This is a genomic window from Isoptericola sediminis (genome assembly GCF_013085345.1).
Taxonomy (GTDB): domain Bacteria; phylum Actinomycetota; class Actinomycetes; order Actinomycetales; family Cellulomonadaceae; genus Isoptericola; species Isoptericola sediminis.
Genome location: NZ_JABFAJ010000003.1, coordinates 83,977 through 105,940, shown reverse-complemented (window position 1 = coordinate 105,940; position 21,964 = coordinate 83,977). Strand labels below are relative to the sequence as shown.

Here is a 21,964-nt window from a genome sequence, read left to right as displayed (position 1 = left end):
CACGGCTCCTCCCGCGCGACAGGGTCCGGGCACCGACCTACGGTGGAACGAGACGACGAGGTGGGCCCCCGAACGAGGGGGCCCGCCTCTCGTCGTTCCGGGCGGCGTTCTGATCGTCCGGCCTCCGTGAAGGGACACCCCCCTGTGACCACCTTGGACCCTCGCGCGCCGGAGCACCTGTCTCCTGCCGGGACCACCGCCGCCCCGCCGCCGACCATCCCGGGCGACCCGACGTCGGCCGCGCGTCGTCGTGACGCGAACGCCGCCGCCCAGTCGCCGTCGCTCATGCTCATCATGCTGCTGGCGACCCTGGGCGCGGTCGCCTACGCGGTCTTCCTGCTGAACCCGGACAACCGGGGTGACCTCCTGCCCTACGGGCTGGTCCTCGTGGCCGAGTGCGTGCTGCTGGCGCTGGCCCTGCTGGCCATGTGGACGGTGCTCTCCTCCGGCCACGACCCCCGCGACTTCGCCTACCACCAGGCCCGCGAACGCCTCTTCGACACACCCGAGATCCTGCGGGACCGTGCCACCGACGACCCCACCCGGTGGCGGCTCTACCTCGACGACCGACCCGTGACCGTCGACATCTTCATCACCACCTGCGGTGAGGACGTCGACACCATCGCCCGCACGGTCCGCGCCGCCGTGGCCGTCCACGGCGAGCACCGCACCTGGGTGCTCGACGACGGACGGGACGACGAGGTGCGCGACCTCGCGGCCACGCTCGGGGCCCGGTACATCCGGCGCCTTTCCAGCGGGGGCCAGAAGGCCGGGAACATCAACCACGCGCTGAGCATCGCCAAGGGCGAGTACTTCGTCATCCTCGACGCGGACTTCGTCCCCCGCCCCGAGCTGCTGACCGAGACGGTGCCGTTCTTCGTGCGCGACGAGGTCGCATTCGTCCAGTCCCCGCAGACCTACGGCAACATGAACTCGCTGATCTCCCGGGGCGCCGGCTACATGCAGGCGGTCTTCTACCGGTTCGTCCAGCCGGGCCGGAACCGGTTCAACGCGGCCTTCTGCGTCGGGACCAACGTCGTGTTCCGTCGCGATGCGATCGACGACATCGGCGGCATGTACACCGATTCCAAGTCCGAGGACGTCTGGACGTCCATCCACCTGCACGAGCGTGGGTGGCGCTCCGTCTACATCCCGCAGACGCTCGCCGTCGGCGACACCCCCGAGACGATCGTCGCCTACGCCAAGCAGCAGCTGCGATGGGCCACCGGTGGGTTCGAGATCCTGCTGCAGCACAACCCGCTGTCCCCGCGACGCCAGCTGACCGTCGACCAGCGGCTGCAGTACTTCGTGACCTCGACCCACTACCTGTCGGGCATCGCGCCGCTGCTGCTCCTGCTGGTGCCGCCGCTGACGATCTACCTCGACCTGACCCCCATGCAGCTCGACGTGTCGGTGGGCACCTGGGCCCTGTACTACCTGGGCTTCTACGGGCTGCAGATCGCCCTGGCCTTCTTCACCCTCGGCTCGTTCCGCTGGGAGGTGCTGCTGCTGGCGGCCGTCTCGTGGCCCATCTACGTCAAGGCGTTCTGGAACGCGCTGACGGGCAAGCAGCAGGCCTGGTCGGTCACGGGCCGCTCCGGCGGTTCGGCGTCACCGTTCGACGTGATCGTCCCGCAGACCCTGTGCTTCGTGTTCCTGGCGGTGACCTCGGCGGTCGGGTTCTGGAAGCACTGGGGCGACCCGGTCCCGAACCTGTCGCTCGCCTGGAACCTCACCAACACCCTCATCCTCGGCGGCTTCCTCATCACGGCCGTCAAGGAGCACCGACAGGCGGTGAGGTCCCAGCGCGCGGCCCGCCGCGTCCGCAAGCGCGCCGCCCGCCGGACCCGCCTCGACCGTTCGTCCTCCCCGACCGTCACCGCCGGAGGTGCCGCATGACCTGGGCCACACGATTCAAGCTGCTCCTCGGGTTCGTCCTCGTCCTCGCGCTCTGCGCGACCCTCACGCTGGTGCTCAACCGGCGGGAGAGCCAGGCCACCTCCGCCCAGGCCATGATCGTGGCCGAGGAGGTCGCCGTCGGCACCGACTACCCCGGCACGGTCGTCGAGTCGTTCGTCGACCCCGGCGACACCGTCGCCGAGGGCGACCCGATCTACCGGATGCGCAGCCTCGTGCTCGCGCACGACCTCTCGTCCGGGACCGTGTCCCGCGAGACGGCGTCCTACGAGGTCACGGACGACGGGGAGATGACCGTCGTCGCGCCCTCGGACGGCACGATCGCGGACATCACCACCACGCGCGGGGGGTTCGTCCAGGCCGGCGACGTCGTCGCGACGCTGCACCGCGAGGGTTCCACGGCCGTGGACGCGAAGCTGCTGCTCGATCCCGCGGACTTCGCGCGGATCAAGCCCGGCGCCCCCGTCAGCATCACCCTGCCCGACCAGCGCGAGGTCACCGGCCAGGTCGACTCCATCGCGGTCGACAACGCCCGCAACCGTGCCGAGGCCACGCTCCTGATCGACAGCGAGTCGCTCACCGAGCAGGCCGGCGAGGGTCTCGTCCTGCCCGGCACGCCCGTGGTCGCGAGCGTCCAGCTGCACGACGAGGGCCCGATGGCCGACGTCGACCTGGCGTTCCAGCGGTTCCTGCAGAGGATCGGCCTGTGACGCGGCGGCCGGTCGCGGTGCTGCTCGCCGTCGTCCTGGCCGCCGCCGGGTGCACGACGACGGAACCGGGGGGCGACGAGGCCGCGGGCCCGGCACCCACCGATCGTTCCCTGGTGGGCGCGCAGGCGCCCGCCGTGGATCCCACCGCGCTGCCCACCGTCGAGCGGGAACAGGGCCCGATGCGGCTCGCGGACGGCCTGCCACCACCGACCAACCGCTGGTTCTCCGGGCTGGTCTTCGGCGACGAGCCGCAGCCGGTGTTCCCGCTGCCGCTCGCCGTCGGGCTCACCTCCACCGGGTTCGCCTACGGGCTGCCCGACGTCCGGGCCGACGGCACGCTGATCGCCGGCGGCTACGCCCCGCAGGTCCAGGTGGACCTGGGCGAGAGCGTCACCGGTGTCGTGTCGCGCTACGACGCCGCGACGGTCGACGTCGACCTGGTCGCCGAGGACGACCAGGTGCGCGGCACCGTGCACCTGACCCGCGGGTCGCCGGTCGTGCGGTACACCGCGCGGACCGCGCACGGCCTCGGGCTGGACCGGTCCTTCGACGACGCCGGCGCCGGGCTCCCGGACGGCGTCGCCACCGCGGAGGTGGACGGACGGACCCACGCCCTGGTCGGGGTGGACGGTCTCGACGCCGCCGGCGCGCTCGACGGCTCGGGCAGCACCCTCGAGCTGGGAGAGGGTGAGTCGGTGGCGTGGCTGGCCGCCCCGGACGACCCCGCCGGGGGCTCCGCGGCGCTGCCCGAGCTGGTCCGGGCGGCCGGAGAGGCGGTCGAGGCGTCCACCGTCTCGTACGCGACCGGGACCGACGACGTCACCACCACCGTGGGGTACGAGACGACCTCCGGCGGGCCGGCCGTCGCCGTGCGCTTCCCGCACCAGCGCGACGCCGCCGACGACGCCACGTGCGGGCTCGGGTCCTACGCCACGGTGCTCGGCACGGTCGACGTCTGCCGGGCCACCGAGCTGTCGTGGCGCTCGACGGCACGGGAGCCGGTCGTCGGTCTCGACGTGTCGGACCTGGGGGAGCCGGCGCGCGACGAGCTCGTCGAGCAGGTGCGCGCCGACGCGGACCGGGTGCTCGCCGAGACCCGGCCGGCCGACACGTACTTCGGCGGCAAAGCGCTCGCGCGGGACGCCGAGCTGTGGACGCTGGCGCGCGACCTCGGGATGGACGACGTCGCCGCGGACCTGCGCGCGAGCCTGCTGACGGACCTGCGGCTGTGGACCGACCCGGACGGCTGCGAGGAGCGCCCCGAACGGTGCTTCACGTGGGAGCCCACCCTGGGGACGGTCGTGGGCCAGGCCACCGCGTTCGGCTCCGAGGAGGGCAACGACCACCACTTCCACTACGGCTACTTCCTGTACGCGGCCGGCCTGCTGGCCGCCGAGGACGCCGAGCTGGCCGAGGAGGTCGCGCCCGTCGTCGACCTGCTGGCCGCGGACGTGGCCGCGGCCGCCGACGTGCCCGCCGGGGACGGGGCGCCGATGCCGGCCCTGCGGACGCTCGACGTCGTCATGGGGCACTCGTGGGCCTCCGGGCCGTCACCGTTCGGTGACGGCAACAACCAGGAGTCGGCCTCCGAGGCCGTCGCCGCCTGGCACGGGCTGGCCCTCTGGGCCGACGCGCGGGCGGCGGCCGGGCTTCCGGACGAGGGCCTGACCTCCCAGGCCCGGTGGATGCTCTCGCTGGAGGCCGCCTCGGCCCGGGCCTACTGGACCGACTTCGACCGGTCCGACCCGGTCGCCGACGGGCTGCAGGCGGACGTGACCTCGCTCGTGTGGGACGGCAAGCGTGAACGTGCGACGTGGTTCTCCGCCGAGCCGAGCGCCGCGCTCGGCATCGTCGTGCTGCCGGTGACGGGCGTCTCGACGTACCTGGGCGAGGACCCGGCGCGCGTGCGCGACAACCTCGCCGAGGCGCTGGGGACCACGGACCTCTGGGCGGACGACGCCACGTGGGACGTGATGTTCGGCGACCAGCTGCTGATGTACGCCGGCCTGATGGGGCCCGAGGAGGCGACGGCGGCCCTCGAGGTCGCGCGCGAGCTCCCCGAGGACCGGATCGACGACGGGTCGACACGCTCCTGGTTGCTGGCCTGGCTGCACGGCCGCGCGGACTGAGCCCGAGGACCCGCCCCCGACCCGCCGACCCGGCCGGGCCGTCCGCAGGTCGGCGGACGCAGCTCCCGTGCGCCGATAGGGTGTGCGGGTCTTCACAGGGCTGACGGACGGAGCGACATGCAGCTGGGCTGGACGAAGCACGGTGACGGCGCGCACGTGGCGCCGGGAGAGGTCGTCGCCCCGGGTGAACGTCTCACCTGGCCCCGCACGATCGGGATCGGCCTGCAGCACGTCGTGGCGATGTTCGGTGCGACGTTCCTCGTCCCGCTGATCACCGGCTTCCCGCCGTCGACGACGCTGTTCTTCTCGGCGATCGGCACCATCGGTTTCCTGCTCATCACGGGCAACCGGCTGCCGAGCTACCTGGGGTCGAGCTTCGCGTTCATCGCCCCGATCGGCGCGGCCACGGCCTCGGACGGGCAGTCCGCCGCCATCGGCGGCATCTTCGTCACGGGTGTGCTCCTGGCGGTCGTCGGCCTGGTCGTGCACCTCGCGGGCGCCCGCTGGATCGACGTCGTCATGCCGCCGGTCGTGACGGGCGTGATCGTCGCCCTCATCGGGCTCAACCTCGCGCCCGCGGCCTGGGGCAACTTCCAGGTGGCGCCGGTGACGGCCGTGGTGACCCTGGTGGCCGTGGTGCTGGTGTCGGTGCTGTTCCGCGGGATCCTCGGCCGCCTGGCGATCCTCGTCGGGGTGCTCGTCGGGTACGCCTTCGCGGTCGTGCGCGGCGAGGTGGACTTCGCCGCGGTGGGGGAGGCGGCCTGGTTCGGCGCCCCGACGTTCACCGCACCCAGCTTCGAACCCGGCGTGCTCGGGCTGTTCCTGCCCGTGGTCTTCGTCCTCGTCGCCGAGAACGTCGGCCACGTGAAGTCGGTCGCCGCGATGACCGGCCAGGACCTCGACGACCGGATGGGTCGCGCGCTGCTGGCCGACGGCGTCGCGACGACGCTGGCCGGGACGGGTGGCGGCTCCGGCACGACGACCTACGCCGAGAACATCGGGGTCATGGCCGCGACGCGCGTGTACTCGACCGCCGCCTACTGGGTGGCCGGGGCCGGCGCGCTGGTGCTGTCGTTCTCGCCCAAGTTCGGCGAGGTCGTCAACACGGTCCCGGCCGGTGTGCTCGGCGGTGTCACCACGATCCTGTACGGCATGATCGGCGTGCTCGGGTTCCGCATCTGGGTGCAGAACCGCGTCGACTTCGGTGACCCGGTGAACCTCACGACGGCCGCTGTGCCGCTCGTCGTGGCCATCGCGAACTACACGTGGACCGCCGGTGACCTGACCTTCGAGGGCATCGCCCTCGGGACGGCGTCCGCGCTCGTGCTGTACCACGGCATGCGGTGGATCGGTCGGTGGCGGGGGACCACGCCCGACCTGGCGTCACCGGCCTCCGTCGCCCCGCCGGCGAGCGGCGGTTCGGCGAAGGGCGATCGGGAGACCGACCGGGCGGACTGATCGGGTCTGCGGACCGCGTCCCCCGGGGTCGGACCTCGTCAGGCCTCGTCGGCGTTCTCGCCCGCGTTCGGACCCCGCTCGTACCCGTACTCGCGCTCCACCGGGTCGAGGTCCTCGGGCGGCACGCACCCCGGCGCGTTGGTCATGGGTTCGCCGGTCTCCAGCGGGACCTCCTCGACCGGCAGCGGCTCCTGCCACTCCTGCCCGACGATCAGGTCGACGAACGATCCGGAGCGGTCGTCCATGACGAGGCGGACGTTCTCGTACTGCGCGGCCAGCGTGTACGCCTGCCGCACGCCCTTGATCCCGTAGCGGATCTCCGAGGGGCCCTCGATCTGGTACGTGAAGTCGCCCGTGTCGCGGACGTCGAAACCGCGCTCGGTGAGCGCGTCGGCGTTCGCGCTGGCGAGGTTGAACGTGTAGTCGGCGGCGTTGTAGATCCGCACCTTCACCTTGGAGTACTTCATCGGCGGTGTGCCGTCCGGCCACTTCTCCGCGACGGGCAGGCAGGCGGGCTCGATGCTCGCCGAGGCGGGTTCCGGCGTGACGATCGGCTCGCTGATCGGGGAGTCGATGGTCTCGGTGTAGATCGCGAGGGCGCCGAGACCCACGATCACCATGAGGGCGATCAGGAGCCCGAAGACCACAGCCTGGCGCTCGTGCTTGCGACGTCGTCGAGCGACGCGGGCCGGGTCCTGGGCTGGTGAAGTCACGCGAAGAAAATACCCGAGATTCCTCGCGACGGCGGGTCAGCCCACCGTCAGGACGCGGGCGTGCAGGATCGGGCGCTGCTGGAGCGCCGCGCGCACCGCGCGGTGCAGACCGTCCTCGAGGTAGAGGACGCCTCGGTACTCGACGACGTGGGCGAAGAGATCGCCGAAGAACGTCGAGTCCTCCGCGAGCAGGGCGTCGAGGTCCAGCGTGCGCTTGGTGGTCACGAGCTCGTCGAGACGCACCTGACGCGGGGGGACGTCGGACCAGTCCATGGATCCCTCGCGTCCGTGGTCGGGGTAGGGGCGCCCGTCGCCCACGGCCTTGAAAATCATGGACGTCATCGTAGAGCCCGGGGGTGACGCCCGACGAGGACGACTTGTCAGGATTCGTCACCTCGAGGTCACGATCGCACCACGATCTCGTCGGCCCGGCCCGTCGGCAGCGGGAAGGGGAGGTGCCGATCGTGCCCCTCGCCTCACCGATCCGTGACTCGTCGTTGACTCGTGCGGTGTCGTGCTCGGCCGGTCGGGCACGGACACCCGTGACGTGCAGGGCCCGCTCGGGCGTCGTGCGGCCCCCGCAGGAGCCCGGGAACGACGAAGGGCCCGCACCTCGAGGTGCGGGCCCTTCGTGCCGGCGGAGGATGGGGGATTCGAACCCCCGAGGGCGTGAACCCAACACGCTTTCCAAGCGTGCGCCATAGGCCGCTAGGCGAATCCTCCTCGGACATGACCGACGCTCAGGGCGCCGGGCAACCCCAGCAGAATAGCGGACGGAGGCCCGAGTCTCCGAATCGGCCCGGTGTGAGGTGCGCGACCCTCGACCGGGACGGTTTCGAGGTGGCGCCCACTCTCGGTTAGGCTGTGGGCAGACCCCTCGTGCGGCGTCATCTCGCTGAACTCCCCCAGGGCCGGAAGGCAGCAAGGGTAGGTGAGCTCTGGCGGGTGCGCGAGGGGTCCTTTGCGTCTCCGGCCGGAGGCGCGATCGAGGCGTCAACGGCGACGTCCCGGGCTGACCAGCGGCTTCTCGACATGCGATACACGGGACATTCGTATCGCGAGATTTTGCCCCCACGGAGTTGGTGCGCCGGTGCCGCGGATGGTCTGCTCCTCGTATGCACCGCATCGTTCGCTCCGCACACCAGGCCCCGCAGACCAACCTGCGCGCCCCGATGTGCACCGCGGCGATGCCGGCCTCGCGAATGTGCGGTCGCTGACCGCCCAGCTCCCCGCCGTCGTCCGTCGCTGACGACGCCCAGGCCCGTCGCGCGCTGATGGCCGCGGCCTGCCGCTCTCTCCCTGTGCTTCTCCCCTCTTCGTCGCGCCACGGCGAGGCTCGTCGTCGTGCGCCCCTGCCCGGAAGGACCCCTGTCATGACCCTGCGCCCCACCCTGCTCGCCGCCGGCGCTGCCGCCTCCGTCCTGGCGCTGGCCGCCTGTTCCGGCGAGGCCGCCGCCACCTCCGCCGGGACGTCCGAGGACCCCGTCCGCATCGGCGTCGTCTCGGCCGGCGAGGACTACTGGGACACGTTCGCCGAGGCGGCCGCCGCCGAGGGGATCGAGGTCGAGATCGTGAACTTCTCGGACTACCAGCTGCCCAACCAGGGGCTGTCCGACGGTGACCTCGACCTCAACCAGTTCCAGCACCTGCAGTTCCTCGCCGGGTACAACGCGGCCCGCGGCGACGACCTCACCCCGATCGGGGCCACCGCCGTCTACCCGCTGGGTCTGTACTCGACCGCCCACGCGAGCCTCGAGGAGATCCCCGCGGGCGGCCAGGTCGCCATCCCCAACGACGAGACCAACCAGGCCCGGGCGCTGCTCGTGCTGCAGGACGCCGGTCTGGTCACCCTGCGCGACGGCGGGAGCTCGTTCTCCACCCCGGCGGACGTCATCGCGGAGGAGTCCCGGGTGACCGTCACGCCGGTCGACGCCGCGCAGACCGCGATCGCGCTGGCCGACGTCGACGCCTCGATCATCAACAACGACTTCGTGGGCGACGCGGGTCTGACCGAGGACGACGCGATCTTCACCGACGACCCGGACTCCGCCGCGGCCGCGCCGTACATCAACGTCTGGGTGGCGCGCTCCGCCGACGCCGAGGACGAGACGCTGCAGCAGCTCGTGGACATCTACCACTCGCCCGAGGTCGAGGCCGGCGTGCTCGAGGCCTCCGGCGGCACGGGCGTCATCAAGGACAACGACGCGGCGGACCTGCAGGCGATCCTCGACGGCATCGAGACCGACCTCGCCGGCCGCTGACATGAGCCACCCCCTCCTCAGCTTCCGCGACGCCGTCAAGGAGTTCCCCGCCCGCGGCCGGGGACGCCGCCGCGGCGCACCCGTCCGCGCCGTCGACGGCGTCACCCTCGACATCGACGCCGGCGAGGTCTTCGGCGTCATCGGCTACTCCGGAGCCGGCAAGTCCACCCTCGTGCGGCTGGCCAACGCCCTGGAGACGACGACGGCGGGATCCGTCGTCGTCGACGGCACCGACCTGACAGGTCTGTCGGAGGCGCAGCTGCGGCCGGTCCGGGCCGGGATCGGCATGATCTTCCAGCAGTTCAACCTGCTGGCCTCCCGGACCGTCGCCGGGAACGTCGCCTACCCCCTGGAGGTCGCCGGGTGGCCGCGCGCCGACCGGGACGCGCGGGTGCGCGAGCTGCTCGACTTCGTGGGCATCGGCGACAAGGCCGACGTCCACCCGGCGCGGCTGTCCGGCGGGCAGAAGCAGCGCGTCGGCATCGCCCGGGCGCTGGCCACCAGCCCCCGGCTCCTGCTCGCCGACGAGGCCACCAGCGCGCTCGACCCGGAGACGACGGCGGACGTGCTCGCCCTGCTGCAGCGCGTCAACCGCGAGCTCGGCATCACGGTCGTCGTCATCACCCACGAGATGGAGGTCGTGCGCTCGATCTGCCACCGGGTCGCCGTGATGGAGGCGGGCCGGGTCGTCGAGCTCGGTGACGCCTACCGGGTGTTCAGCGCACCCGAGCACCCGGTCACCCGCCGGTTCGTCGCCTCGGCGCTGCGCGACGTCCCGTCGTCCGCCGTGCTCGCCCGGCTGCGGGAACGGCACCCGGGACGGATCGTTACGGCCCGGATCGACGAGGTCTCGGGATCGTCCGCGCAGGTCACCCGCGTCCTGGCCGAGCACGGCGTGGACGGCACGATCGTCTTCGGCGGCATCACCGAGCTCGCCGAGCGCCCCTACGGCTCGCTGACGGTCGAGCTCGTCGGCCACGACGCCGCGGTGCACGCCGCGCTGGACGGGCTGCGTGCCGCCACGACCGTCGTCGACCACGGCACCGCCACCCGACCCGCGGCCGAGGGGAGCGACCGATGAGCCCCGACCTCGTGCCTCTGCTGGGGCAGGCGTTCGGCGAGACGGTCTTCATGGTGCTGATCACCCTGGCCGTGGGCGGCGTCTGCGGCCTGGCGCTCGGCCTGGGGCTGTACCTGACCCGCCCCGGCAACCTGCTGGAGCACCGCGGCGTGTTCGCGGTGCTCAACGTCGCCGTCAACGTCGTGCGACCGATCCCGTTCATCATCTTCCTCGTGGCGCTCGGTCCCGTGACCCGCGCCGTGGTCGGGACGACGATCGGGACCGGGGCGTTCACCTTCGCGATGTGCGTCATGGCGTCGTTCGTGTTCGCCCGACTCGTGGAGCAGAACCTCGTCTCGATCGACCCCGGCGTCATCGAGGCGGCCCGGGCCATGGGCGCCTCGCCGCTGCGGATCGTGCGCACCGTCGTCGTGCCCGAGGCGCTGTCCCCGCTGATCCTCGGCTACACGTTCCTGTTCGTCGGGGTGCTCGACATGTCGGCCATCGCCGGCTACCTGGGCGCGGGCGGGCTGGGCGACTTCGCCATCGTGTACGGCTACCGGCAGTACGACTGGGCGCTGACGGCCCTGGTCGTGGTGATCATCATCGTCGTCGTCCAGCTCGTGCAGTGGCTGGGGAACGGGTTGGCCAGGCGCGCGCTGCGGCGCTGAGGCGGGTCGAGGTGCGCCCCGGGGCGTCGCCGGACGGACGGGTGCCGGGCGGGATGTTCGTGTCGGCCACGACGTCTACAGTGGCTGCGTGACGACCGCTCTGTACCGCCGCTACCGGCCCGAGACCTTTGCCGAGGTCATCGGCCAGGACCACGTCACCGCACCCCTGCGGCAGGCGCTGCGGACCGGTCGTGCCAACCACGCCTACCTGTTCTCGGGACCGCGCGGCTGCGGCAAGACGACGTCGGCCCGCATCCTCGCGCGGACGCTCAACTGCCACCGCAACACCCCCGAGAAGCCGCTGGACACCCCGTGCGGCGAGTGCCCCTCGTGCGTCGAGCTGGCCCGTGGCGGTCCCGGCTCGCTGGACGTCGTCGAGATCGACGCCGCCAGCCACAACGGCGTCGACGACGCCCGCGACCTGCGCGAGCGCGCCACCTTCGCCCCCGCGCGGGACCGGTACAAGATCTTCGTGCTGGACGAGGCCCACATGGTGACCTCGCACGGCTTCAACGCGCTGCTCAAGATCGTCGAGGAGCCGCCGGAGCACATCAAGTTCGTCTTCGCGACGACGGAGCCGGACAAGGTCATCGGCACGATCCGCTCGCGCACCCACCACTACCCGTTCCGGCTGGTCCCGCCGGACGTGCTCGGTCCCTACCTCGAGCAGCTCTGCGCCGCCGAGGGGATCGAGCTCGGCGCCGGTGTGGTCCCGCTGGTCACCCGCGCCGGCGGGGGATCGGTGCGGGACACGCTCTCCGTGCTGGACCAGCTCATCGCCGGCTCGTCCGGCACCGTGGAGTACGACCTCGCGGTCAGCCTGCTCGGGTTCACCCACGGCACGCTGCTCGACGACGTCGTCGACGCCATCGCCGCCCGCGACGGGGCGTCGATCTTCCGCGTCATCGACCACGTCATCGCCACCGGTCACGAGCCCCGCCGCTTCGTGGAGGACGTCCTCGAACGCCTGCGGGACCTCATCGTCATCGCGGTCTCCGGCGAGGCCGCCGACGCCGTGCTGCGCGACCTGCCCGCCGACCAGCTCGAGCGGATGCGCCACCAGGCCGCCAACCTCGGCTTCTCGGAGCTCTCCCGCGCCGCCGACCTCGTCAACACCGCCCTGACCGAGATGACCGGGGCGACCTCGCCTCGGCTGCACCTCGAGCTGCTGTGCGCCCGTCTGCTGCTGCCGGGCGCCGACGACGGTACGGAGGGGCTCGGGGCTCGTCTGGACCGTCTCGAGCGGGGTGCGGTGGCCGCCGGACCGGTCGGTGCGGCGCCCGGCACGACGACGCCACCGGCCGTGGCGGCCGAGCCGGCGGAGGAGCCGACCGCACCGGCGGGGCTGTCCGGTGCGGCCGCCGCCCGCGCCGCGCTGGCCCGGAGCCGCCGCACCGTGGCGGAGGTCAGCGCCCCCGAGCCCGCCCCGGAACCGACCGAGCCGTCGCCGCGGGAGGCGGCGCCTGCTCAGGCTCCCGCACCAACGTCGGTCGAGGAGACGTTCGAGGCCGACGAAGCGCCTACGGAGGCGCGCGAGACCACTGAGCCGGTGGCGACCGAGCCGCCGGCACCGGCCGAGCCGGTCGGTACGGAGCCGTCCGCCGAGGTCTCCGCCACCGAGGAGCCCGGGACCACCGCACCGCCCGCCGCCCGCCCGCAGGAACAGCCCGCCGCACCGGCACCGTCCGCGGAGCCGACGGGGACGACGGCCGAGGACCTGCGGCGCCGGTGGGAGGAGATCGTCGCCAACCTCGCCAGCCCGGTGACCCGGGCGCTGGTCGAGCAGAACGCGCAGATCGGCTCGCTGGCGGGTGACCGGCTCCGGCTCAGCTTCCAGACCGAGGGACTGGCCCGGAACTTCTCCCAGCCGCGGCACCTGGAGGCGTTCGCCGAAGCCGTCTACCAGACCCTGGGGCTGCGTGCGCAGATCGACGTCACCGTCGGGGCGCCCGGCCCCGCGTCGGCGCCGAGTGCATCGGCCACCGAGGAGCCCGGACCGCCGCCGCAGGACGACCCGGTGTCGGAGGGGGCCGCTGCCCCGGGGGCCGACGGCGGTGCGCCGTCGGCCCCGTCCCACGTCTCGGCGGCCACGACGGGCCGCACCGGCGTCGCCGTCGCCGAACGGGTGGCCGATCCGGTCGACAGCGCGCCGCACCCCGACGGACCCGCGCACGACCGCGCCGACGACGCGGCGGCGGACGCCGCCCGGGCCGCGGACGACGCCTGGCTCGCCGGGGCGTCCGCCGCGACGTCGCAGAGCGCGGCGTCGGCCGCGTCGGCCGCGCCGTCCGGTGGTGCGCCGGCCCGGCCGGATCCGGACGAGGCCGTCGCCGCAGCCCCGACGGTGTCGTGGTCGCGCGACACCTCCGCGTCCACCGGGACGCCGGCACCGGCCGGGCCGCCGGCGGACCCGTGGCCGCACCGGATGCGCTCCGCTGCCGCGTCGACCGCGCCGGCACCCGAGCGGTCCCCGGCGACGCCGAGCACGGCGCCGGACGAGGACGACACCTCCGACACGGATGCCGAGCTGGTTTCCTCCGGTCTCGTCGGCGTGCCGCTCGTCGTCAAGATGCTGGACGGCAAGGTCATCGACGAGACGGCGGACGAGGCGTGACCGCGGCGGCCACCACCCTGCACATCGTGGCGGCCGTCATCGTCCGCCACGGCCGGTGGCTCCTCGTGCGCAAGCAGCGCACCGGGACGTTCATCCAGGTGGGCGGCAAGATCGAGGCCGGCGAGTCCCCGCGCGACGCGCTCCTGCGCGAGTGCGCCGAGGAGATCGGCCTGGACGCCGACCCGTCGCGCGTGCGAGCCCTCGGGCAGCACCATGCCACGGCCGCGAACGAGCCCGACCACGTCGTCGACGCGCACGTCTTCGAGCTCGAGCTCCCGACGGGTTTCGAGCCCCGGGCGCTCGCAGAGCTCGCCGAGCTGCGCTGGGTCGACCCGCACGACCCCGTCACCCCGTTCCCCGTCGCCCCGCTGTCGCAGGAGCTGATGTCCCGGTTCGGCGCCGGGCGGCCCCGGACGACGCCGGGGTAGCCCGCCGGAGCCTCGGCCTCGACCTGCCACAGTGGTTCCGTGACGACGACGCACCACCTCCTGCCCCGCGCGACCCCCGTGTCCCAGGGGGTCGACCCCGAGTCCCTGCGGCGCCTCGTCGCGGCTCTCCACCAGGTCCGTGACGTCCACAGCCTGATGGTGCTGCGGCACGGTCACGTGGTCGCCGAGGCGTGGTGGGATCCCTTCGCCCCGGGCGATCCGCACCGGACGTTCTCGGTCTCCAAGTCGGTCACCGCCACGGCGGTCGGGATGGCCGTGCACGAGGGGCTGCTCGGCACCGGTGACCGGGTGGTCGACCTGCTGCCGGAGGACGCCCCCGCGCACCCGCCGGAGCATCTGGCGGCGATGACCGTGCGCGACCTGCTGACCATGACCAGCGGTCACGGCACCGACAGCATGGACTTCACCCTGCGGAACCTGCACCGACCCGGGTCGGGCTGGGCCCGGGACATCCTGGCCTCCCCGATGGTCCACGCGCCGGGGACCCGGTTCGTGTACGACACGGGGGCCACGTACCTGCTGTCCGCGATCCTGCACCGGCTCACCGGGCAGCGGCTGCTCGACTGGCTGACCCCCCGCCTGTTCGAGCCGCTGGGCATCGCCGGCGCGACCTGGGAGCAGAGCCCGCAGGGGATCGACGTCGGCGGGTACGGGCTCGCCGTCACCACGGAGGACCTCGCGGCGCTCGGGCAGCTCTGGCTCCGGCGGGGCCGCTGGGGCGACCGGCAGCTCGTCCCGGCGTCCTGGGTCGACGAGATGACCGCCGCGCAGGTGGACAACGGCCCGGACGAGAAGCCCGACTGGGAGCAGGGCTACGGCTACCAGTTCTGGCGGTGCCGGCACGGTGCGTACCGGGCCGACGGCGCCTTCGGCCAGTTCGTCGTCGTCTGGCCGGAGCACGACGCCGTGGTGGTGCTGACCAGCGGGACCACCGAGACCGCGGCCGAGCTGGACGCGATCTGGGACACGCTCGGCCGCGCCTTCGACCGGGTGCCGGAGCTCGGCTGCCCGCAGCCCGCGGAGGCCACGTCGTTCGCCCCGGACGACCTGGCGGTCGTCACGCCGTCGGGCTGGGAGCACGGCGTCCTCGAGGACGTGGTGCGCGGCTGCTGGTTCGTGCTGGACCTGGAGGACGACGCGGAGGCCGCGCCGTCCGACACCCCGTTGCCCTGGCACGCGATCTCGGTGGACCGCGTCGACGGTGACCTGGCGTTCCGGTGGGTCGGCGCGCCGGGCGGCGCCGAGCACACGGTGCGGTGCGGTCTCGGGCGGTGGGTCACCGGCCGTGCCGAGCTCGACCACGGCGAGCGGGTCGCCGTCGCCGGTGCCGCCGCCTGGACGGGGGGTCACGAGCTGACCCTCCGCATCATCCGGTGCGGCACGCCCTTCACCCTCGAGGTCCGGCTCTCGTTCGGGGGTGACTCCGCAGGGCACCGGGTCGAGGTGGCCGCCGACCAGCCGGTGTCGTTCGGCCGGACCGCTCTGCTGCGTGCGACGGGGGTCGGAGCACGCCGGGAGCCGCCACCGGGCCAGGTGTGACGGCGGGCGGCGCGTCCGGCGCGAGCGGGTCCGACCGGACGGGGCAAGGAGTCCCGTGCGGTCGGGCCGTTGGTCCCTACCGTCCCGACGGCGGGCGGGGTTGGCTGGTCGCAGCAGGGCTCAGTGACCACGTGACCGCCCCGGGGGCGCACCATGACGACACCGGACGCCGGACCCCCGCGACCCCCGCGGCTCCCCGGCACCGCCGACCACGGTCCACGGGCCCTGCGCCGCTGGGTGACGGTGCATCCGCTGGCCGCCTTCGTCGTGCTCGCCTACGGGATCTCGTGGACCCTGTGGGTGCCCCTGGTCGCCGGCCTCGGCGGACCCGCGGCCCAGGCCCTGCTGCTCGTGGGAGGGTTCGGGCCGGCGGCCTCCGCGCTGATCGTGCTCCGCGGCACCGGGGCGCCCGTCCGTCCGTGGGCACGGCAGATCGTCCGGTGGCGCGTCCCGCTGCGGTACTACCTCTACGCGCTCGGCCTGCCGCCGCTGCTCCTCGCGATCGTGAACGTCGAGCTCGCCCTGGTCGGTGAGGAGATCGACCTCGCGCTGCTCGGCGAGCGGCTGCCCGCCTACCTCGGGACGTTCCTGCTCGTGGCCACCGTCGGCGGTGGGTTCGAGGAGCCCGGCTGGCGCGGGTTCGCCCTGCCCCGGCTCCAGGAGCGCTTCGCCCCGCTGGCCGCCACCTGCCTCCTCGCGGTGGTCTGGGGAGTCTGGCACCTCCCGCTGTACGGGCTCGGGTTCGTCGGTCCGATGGTGTTCGCGTTCTTCTACACCTGGCTCTACAACCGCACCGGCAGCGTCCTGCTGTGCATCCTGCTGCACGGGAGCTTCACCCCGGCGCTCGACCACCTCGTGCTCCGCGCGGACAACCTCGCGGTGGACGTCGCCATCGGGGCCACCCTCGTGACCGCCGCGGTCGTGCTCGTCCTCGTGACCAGGGGGCGACTCGGGTTCGACGCGGCGCGGAACCGCGCCCACCGGGCAGCCTGAGCGGCTGGCCCGCCCCTCAGTCGCTCCCGTGGCCGGAGGCCCGCAGGGCGTCGAGCCAGCGGTCCAGGACGGCCACCGAGTCGGGCACGAACACCAGCTCGTCCACCATCTCGACCAGGCGCCGGGGGGAGACCCACCGGCCCCAGGCCACCTCCTCCGGCTGCCACCGCACGGGGCCGTCGTAGGTGCAGGTGAACAGGAACGCGCGGTACCGGGTGTGCGCGTCGGCGTAGTCCCGCTCGCCGAGCCGCAGCAGGGGGACTCCCTGGACGCCGAGCTCCTCGGCGACCTCGCGGCGTGCGGACTGCAACGGGGACTCGCCGGCCCGCAGCACCCCGCCGGCGCAGAAGTCGTAGCGGCCGGGGTAGACGTCCTTGGTGTCCGTGCGGCGGTGCACGTAGACCTCGCCGGCGGCGTTGCGGACGACGACGGCCGTCGCCGCGTGGCGCAGGTTCTCGGCCCGGACGCGACGACGCGACGCGGTGCCGCACGGTGCACCGGTGTCGTCGAAGAGGGCGACGAGCTCGTCCCTCGTGTCCTCGCTCACCCCTCGCATCATGCCGGAGAAGTCCCCGCCGCGCCGTAGGCTGGGCGCGTGTACGAAGGTGCGGTCCAGGACCTGATCGACGAGCTCGGCCGGCTTCCCGGTGTCGGGCCCAAGAGCGCGCAGCGCATCGCGTTCCATCTGCTCGCCACCGACGCCGCGGACGTGCGGCGGCTGGTGGACGCCCTGACGGAGGTCAAGGCGCGGGTGCAGTTCTGCGAGACCTGCGGGAACGTCGCGGAGTCGGCGACCTGCCGGGTGTGCGCGGACCCGCGTCGCAGCGACGAGGTGATCTGCGTCGTCGAGGAGCCGAAGGACGTCGTGGCGATCGAGCGCACGCGGGAGTTCCGCGGCAAGTACCACGTGCTCGGCGGCGCCATCAATCCGCTGGAGAACGTCGGACCGGACGACCTGCGGATCAGCGAGCTCATGGCGCGACTGGCCGACGGCACCGTCACCGAGGTCATCATCGCGACCGACCCGAACGTCGAGGGCGAGGCCACCGCGACCTACCTCTCCCGCCTCATCGGGCCGATGGGGGTCACGGTGTCCCGGCTCGCGTCCGGGCTGCCGGTCGGCGGGGACCTGGAGTACGCCGACGAGGTCACCCTCGGCCGTGCGTTCGAGGGACGGCGCGTCGTCGGCGGCTGACCCCTCCCGTGGTGCGCTCGGCCGCGCCTGTCGCCGCCGGCGCGTGGGGGTCACGGGGAGGCCGGAGAGTCACCGAGCGGCCTGACCTGGATGTCCCGGTACGAGACCCGGTCGCCCGGACCGTGGTTCTGCACGCCCACGAACCCGGAGGACAGGTCGCGTGCCGGGTCGGTGCCGGTGAAGTCGTTGACCAGCGCCCCGTTGAGGAAGACCCTGACGGTGCCGTCCACGACGTGGATGTCGTACGAGTTCCAGGCGGGCACCGGGTTCAGCGCGTCGGCCACGGCCTCCGGGTCGGCTCCCTGGAAGGTGTAGACCGCCCCGGTGGTGCGGTCGGCCTCGTCGCTGGCGTCGATCTGGACCTCGTAGCCCTGCTCGACAGCGACCCAGGGATCGCCGCCCGGGTCAGGGAACCCGACGAACACCCCGCCGTTGTCGTCGGCCACCAGCCTCCACTCGAGCCGGAGGCTGTAGGGGCCCTCCAGCTCGGCGGTGTGCCAGAGCAGGCCCAGGCCGCCGGTGGACTCGAGGGTGCAGTCGTCCCCGCGCCCGAAGGAGCCGGCGCCGGCGAGGCGCCAGTCGTCGAAGCTCGCGAGCGTGCCGTCGAACAGCGCGGTGTAGCCCGGGTCCGGGGCGGCCGGGGAGCACGGGTCCGGGTTCTCGCCGAGGGAGAGCGCGTCGAGGGTGACCTGACCGGAGTCCCGCTCGCCACGCCGGACGGTGATCGTGTTGGTCCCGGCAACCAGCACGAGCTCGCGCGTGGCGACGTCCCAGCGGTCCGGGCCGCCGGTGGCGGGCAGCGCCCACGGCTCCACGGCGGTGCCGTTGACCGACGTCGAGAGGGTGGTGGAGCCCCCGGACGGGGCGCTGCCGTCGGCGTAGCGCAGGTTTACCGGCTGCGCGCCCGCCCGGTCGGTGGTGACGGTGAACGTGACGCCGGCCCCGACCGCGTTGAGGCCGTCGACGAACCCGGACCCGGAGTAGCCGTTGTGCTCGGCGGACGACCGGGCCGAACCTGTGAGGTCGGATCGTTCGGCCTCGGAGTACGGGGCGTCGGCCGGGACCGCAGGGTCCGACGGGCCGCCGGTCGGCGCACCCGGACCGGGCGGACCGCAGCTCGCCAGCGTGAGGCACACCAGGCCCGCCAGGCCGAGGGACGGGACCCCGAGCGGTCGCGCAGACATCCTTCCTCCTCGGCGAGGGCGCAAACGGTCCCTGACGACCTTAGGCGGGCTCCGGTGCGCGGACAATCAGGGCCGCGCGGGCGAGGTCGCGGGGTCCCCCGCGCACGTCTGGCGCCGGGACGCCCTGTCGGTGGAGACTGGGACGCAGCACGACGGTCCGCCGGGAGCTGATCGACCGGCGGCAGGGACCACAGGACGGATGAGCACCGTGTCAGAGATCGCCGCAGACTCCGAGCTCCGCGAGGTCGCCGACCAGATGTCGACCCAGGCGCGGACGTTCCTGTCCACGGCCTCCCAGGTCGCCTCCGGCGGGTTCCCGGGGGCCGAGCTGTCCCTGCTGATCCTGGCCACCTCCGACCTGCTGGCCGCGGGCGCCCGCCTGGCCGCCATCGTCGACGTCGTGCCGCCGCAGCGGTTCGAGCCCGACGCGGGCCGCGAGACCGACGTCGACCCCCTCCGCACGGCGCTGGGCCAGATGTTCGACGGGTTCGACGATTACGTCGAGGTCGTCGACCCGGTGCTGGGCCGGGAGCTCGGCCCGGCGTCGCTGTCCGGCGACCTGGCGTGCGTCGCCGAGGAGATCGCCAAGGGGCTGCAGCACTTCGACGACGGGCATGAGCTCGAGGGCCTGTGGTGGTGGCAGTTCTCCTACCTGTCCAGCTGGGGTGAGCGCGCCTCGTCGGCGCTGCGTCTGCTGCAGTCGGTGCTGGCGCACCTGCGTCTCGACGTGGAGGCCGACGTGGCCGCCGAGGCGGAGTACGACGCCCTGCACTCCTGACCGCGCGCGGCCCGGACCGCGCGTCGCGAGCGGTCGCCGCGTGCGAGGATTCCGGACGTGCCCGACCTCGACCCCACCACCGTCGCCCTGCTCGTCCTGGCCGGACTGACCGCCGGCTGGGTCGACGCCGTCGTCGGCGGCGGGGGACTCATCCAGCTCCCGGCGCTGCTGCTCGTGCCGGGGATGTCGCCGGTGCAGGCGCTGGCGACCAACAAGCTCGGCTCGATCATGGGCACCTCGGTCAGCTCGATCACCTACTACCGGCGTGTGGGGCCGGACCTGACCACGGCCGGGCCGATGGCCGCGGCCGCGCTGGCCGGCGCCGTCGGGGGAGCCGCGCTGGCGACGCAGATACCCGCCGAGCTGTTCACGCCGATCATCCTGGTGGTCCTGATCGGCGTGGCGGTCTTCACCCTCGCCCGGCCACAGCTCGGCCGGTACGACAACCTGCGCTGGGAGGGCAACCGGCACCGCTGGACCGCCGCCGGCATCGGCCTCGTCATCGGCGCGTACGACGGGCTGCTCGGTCCGGGTACCGGCACCTTCCTGGTCATCTCCCTGGTGAGCATCCTCGGGTACGCGTTCCTGCCGGCCTCGGCGCTCGCGAAGATCGTGAACTTCGCCACCAACCTGGGTGCCCTGATCTTCTTCGTGCCCGCCGGGGCCGTCGTGTGGAGCCTGGGGCTGGCGATCGGCGTCGCGAACCTCGTCGGCGGGTACGTCGGGGCCCGGATGGCGGTGTCGAAGGGCAGCAGGTTCGTCCGTGTGGTGTTCGTCGTCGTGGTCGGCGCGCTCATCTGCACGCTCGGGTACGACGTCGTCACCGCCGCGGCGTAGGGACGCCCGGGACGGGCCTCGATCCGCCCGGATGTGACACCTGGCACACCGCTCGTCACGTGGGGTCGCTACGATGGACCGCGCACACACAAGGGACCGGCGGACCGTTGAGAGAGACGGAGGCCGGCGACAGAAAGGTTGTATGCATGGCACTGGTCGTGCAGAAGTACGGCGGGTCGTCCGTCTCGGACGCCCGCTCGATCAAGCGCGTGGCCAAGCGCATCGCCGAGGCCAGGCGCGCCGGCAACGACGTGGTGGTCGTGGTGAGCGCCATGGGCGACACCACCGACGAGCTCCTCGATCTCGCCGCCGACATCAGTCCCCGACCGCCGCAGCGCGAGATGGACATCCTGCTCACCGCCGGTGAGCGGATCTCGATGTCGCTCCTCGCCATGGCGATCGACAAGCTCGGGGTCAAGGCGAAGTCCTTCACCGGCCAGCAGGCCGGTCTCCTCACCGACGCGGTCCACGGCAAGGCCCGCATCGTCGACGTCGTCCCGCACCGCATCCGCCAGACCCTCGAGAAGGGCCAGGTCGCGATCGTCGCGGGGTTCCAGGGCGTCAACCGCGGCAACAACGACGTCACCACCCTGGGTCGTGGCGGTTCCGACACGACGGCGGTCGCACTGGCCGCCGGTCTCGACGCCGACGTCTGCGAGATCTACACCGACGTCGACGGCATCTTCACCGCGGACCCCCGCATCGCGCCGGGCGCTCGCAAGATCGACAAGGTCACCTACGAAGAGATGCTCGAGCTCGCCGCCTCCGGTGCCAAGGTGCTGGCGCTGCGCGCCGTCGAGTACGCCCGCCGCTACGGCGTGCCGGTGCACGTGCGCAGCTCGTTCTCGGGCAAGCCCGGCACCCTCGTCAAGGGCACCCACGGAGACCTCATCGACCCGAACGCCAGCTCCGAGGAGCAGGAGGAAGCCCCCATGGAAGACCCGATCATCTCCGGCGTCGCGCACGACCGCAGCGAGGCCAAGATCACCATCGTCGGCGTGCCCGACACCCTGGGCCAGGCGGCCCGCATCTTCGAGGTCGTGGCCGCGGCCGGCACGAACATCGACATGATCGTGCAGAACGTCTCCGCCGCCGACACCGGCCGGACCGACATCTCCTTCACGCTCCCGCACGCCGACGTCCGCTCGACGACGGCGGCGCTGAACGCCGTGAAGTCCGAGCTGAAGTTCCTCGACCTGCAGATCGACGACGAGATCGGCAAGGTCTCGCTCGTGGGCGCCGGCATGAAGTCGCACCCCGGCATCTCCGCGCGCCTGTTCGGGGCGCTGCGCGACGCCGGCATCAACATCGAGATGATCTCCACCTCCGAGATCCGCATCTCGGTCGTGACCCGCGCGGACAGCCTCGACGACGCCGTGCGCGCCATCCACACCGCGTTCGAGCTCGACTCCGACGAGGGCGAGGCCGTCGTCTACGCCGGGACGGGGCGGTGAGC

General features: G+C 73.0%; 19 protein-coding genes, 1 tRNA gene and 1 other RNA gene. 16 read left to right on the top strand and 5 right to left on the bottom strand.

Annotated elements, in window-relative coordinates:
* Window positions 1-144: 144 nt before the first annotated feature.
* From HLI28_RS01155 to HLI28_RS01140, 4 genes are all read left to right on the top strand, one after another.
* Window positions 145-1,899, top strand: coding sequence for a glycosyltransferase family 2 protein (locus tag HLI28_RS01155; protein ID WP_343035538.1), 1,755 nt, complete (start codon window positions 145-147; stop codon window positions 1,897-1,899).
* A complete protein-coding gene (locus HLI28_RS01150) occupies window positions 1,896-2,627 on the top strand; it encodes an HlyD family secretion protein (protein ID WP_171245660.1) in 732 nt (243 codons plus the stop codon). Before HLI28_RS01155 ends, HLI28_RS01150 begins: the two co-directional genes overlap by 4 nt.
* Window positions 2,624-4,756: a glycosyl hydrolase gene (locus tag HLI28_RS01145; RefSeq protein ID WP_171245659.1), complete on the top strand. Its 2,133-nt coding sequence runs from the start codon at window positions 2,624-2,626 to the stop codon at window positions 4,754-4,756. Before HLI28_RS01150 ends, HLI28_RS01145 begins: the two co-directional genes overlap by 4 nt.
* A 117-nt stretch (window positions 4,757-4,873) precedes the next feature.
* A complete protein-coding gene (locus HLI28_RS01140; protein ID WP_171245658.1) occupies window positions 4,874-6,214 on the top strand; it encodes a uracil-xanthine permease family protein in 1,341 nt (446 codons plus the stop codon).
* 38 nt (window positions 6,215-6,252) lie between these two features.
* Here the strand turns inward: HLI28_RS01140 and HLI28_RS15855 are convergent, their stop codons facing one another.
* The 3 genes from HLI28_RS15855 to HLI28_RS01125 form a co-directional block, all read right to left on the bottom strand.
* Window positions 6,253-6,927 carry a LytR C-terminal domain-containing protein gene (locus HLI28_RS15855; RefSeq protein ID WP_171245657.1) on the bottom strand — a complete coding sequence of 225 codons (675 nt, stop codon included), beginning with the start codon at window positions 6,925-6,927 and terminating at the stop codon, window positions 6,253-6,255.
* A gap of 36 nt (window positions 6,928-6,963) precedes the next feature.
* Window positions 6,964-7,260 carry a type II toxin-antitoxin system VapB family antitoxin gene (locus HLI28_RS01130; RefSeq protein ID WP_171245656.1) on the bottom strand — a complete coding sequence of 99 codons (297 nt, stop codon included), beginning with the start codon at window positions 7,258-7,260 and terminating at the stop codon, window positions 6,964-6,966.
* Between the two features lie 305 nt (window positions 7,261-7,565).
* A tRNA-Ser gene (locus HLI28_RS01125) sits at window positions 7,566-7,650 on the bottom strand.
* Window positions 7,651-7,795: 145 nt separating this feature from the next.
* Between HLI28_RS01125 and ffs the strand changes: the two genes are divergently transcribed.
* The 8 genes from ffs to HLI28_RS01085 all read left to right on the top strand — a co-directional run bounded on the left by ffs (window position 7,796) and on the right by HLI28_RS01085 (window position 16,514).
* Window positions 7,796-7,892, top strand: an RNA gene (gene ffs / locus HLI28_RS01120) — signal recognition particle sRNA small type.
* Window positions 7,893-8,300: 408 nt separating this feature from the next.
* Window positions 8,301-9,188: a MetQ/NlpA family ABC transporter substrate-binding protein gene (locus HLI28_RS01115; protein ID WP_171245655.1), complete on the top strand. Its 888-nt coding sequence runs from the start codon at window positions 8,301-8,303 to the stop codon at window positions 9,186-9,188.
* A 1-nt stretch (window position 9,189) separates the two neighbouring features.
* The gene (locus HLI28_RS01110; RefSeq protein WP_171245654.1) at window positions 9,190-10,269 is read left to right on the top strand and encodes a methionine ABC transporter ATP-binding protein; all 1,080 of its coding nucleotides are present in this window, start codon (window positions 9,190-9,192) and stop codon (window positions 10,267-10,269) included.
* Window positions 10,266-10,919, top strand: a complete 654-nt coding sequence (locus HLI28_RS01105; protein WP_171245653.1) for a methionine ABC transporter permease — start codon at window positions 10,266-10,268, stop codon at window positions 10,917-10,919. The genes HLI28_RS01110 and HLI28_RS01105 overlap by 4 nt, the downstream gene beginning before the upstream one ends.
* 88 nt (window positions 10,920-11,007) lie before the next feature.
* Window positions 11,008-13,533 carry a DNA polymerase III subunit gamma and tau gene (locus tag HLI28_RS01100; RefSeq protein WP_171245652.1) on the top strand — a complete coding sequence of 842 codons (2,526 nt, stop codon included), beginning with the start codon at window positions 11,008-11,010 and terminating at the stop codon, window positions 13,531-13,533.
* A complete protein-coding gene (locus HLI28_RS01095; protein WP_171245651.1) occupies window positions 13,530-13,961 on the top strand; it encodes an NUDIX domain-containing protein in 432 nt (143 codons plus the stop codon). Before HLI28_RS01100 ends, HLI28_RS01095 begins: the two co-directional genes overlap by 4 nt.
* Before the next feature lie 39 nt (window positions 13,962-14,000).
* Window positions 14,001-15,521: a serine hydrolase gene (locus tag HLI28_RS01090; protein ID WP_171245650.1), complete on the top strand. Its 1,521-nt coding sequence runs from the start codon at window positions 14,001-14,003 to the stop codon at window positions 15,519-15,521.
* Between the two features lie 153 nt (window positions 15,522-15,674).
* A complete protein-coding gene (locus tag HLI28_RS01085) occupies window positions 15,675-16,514 on the top strand; it encodes a CPBP family intramembrane glutamic endopeptidase (RefSeq protein ID WP_171245649.1) in 840 nt (279 codons plus the stop codon).
* 16 nt (window positions 16,515-16,530) lie between these two features.
* On the opposite strand, the gene HLI28_RS01080 is transcribed toward HLI28_RS01085, so the two are convergent.
* On the bottom strand, window positions 16,531-17,061 hold the full coding sequence (locus tag HLI28_RS01080; protein ID WP_343035534.1) for an NUDIX hydrolase: 531 nt from the start codon (window positions 17,059-17,061) through the stop codon (window positions 16,531-16,533).
* Window positions 17,062-17,109: 48 nt separating this feature from the next.
* On the opposite strand from HLI28_RS01080, the gene recR reads away from it, so the two are divergent.
* A complete protein-coding gene (gene recR, locus HLI28_RS01075) occupies window positions 17,110-17,709 on the top strand; it encodes a recombination mediator RecR (RefSeq protein WP_171245648.1) in 600 nt (199 codons plus the stop codon).
* A 50-nt stretch (window positions 17,710-17,759) separates the two neighbouring features.
* Here recR and HLI28_RS01070 read toward each other — a convergent pair whose 3' ends face one another.
* Window positions 17,760-18,893: a 3-keto-alpha-glucoside-1,2-lyase-like domain-containing protein gene (locus tag HLI28_RS01070; RefSeq protein ID WP_171245647.1), complete on the bottom strand. Its 1,134-nt coding sequence runs from the start codon at window positions 18,891-18,893 to the stop codon at window positions 17,760-17,762.
* Window positions 18,894-19,092: 199 nt separating this feature from the next.
* Between HLI28_RS01070 and HLI28_RS01065 the strand changes: the two genes are divergently transcribed.
* The 3 genes from HLI28_RS01065 (at window position 19,093) to HLI28_RS01055 (ending at window position 21,962) form a co-directional block, all read left to right on the top strand.
* Window positions 19,093-19,671, top strand: a complete 579-nt coding sequence (locus tag HLI28_RS01065) for a DUF5063 domain-containing protein (protein ID WP_171245646.1) — start codon at window positions 19,093-19,095, stop codon at window positions 19,669-19,671.
* A 57-nt stretch (window positions 19,672-19,728) separates the two neighbouring features.
* Complete coding sequence (locus tag HLI28_RS01060; RefSeq protein WP_171245645.1) at window positions 19,729-20,508, top strand: TSUP family transporter; 780 nt, start codon at window positions 19,729-19,731, stop codon at window positions 20,506-20,508.
* A gap of 146 nt (window positions 20,509-20,654) precedes the next feature.
* A complete protein-coding gene (locus tag HLI28_RS01055) occupies window positions 20,655-21,962 on the top strand; it encodes an aspartate kinase (RefSeq protein ID WP_171245644.1) in 1,308 nt (435 codons plus the stop codon).
* The last annotated feature ends 2 nt before the right edge of the window (window positions 21,963-21,964 follow it).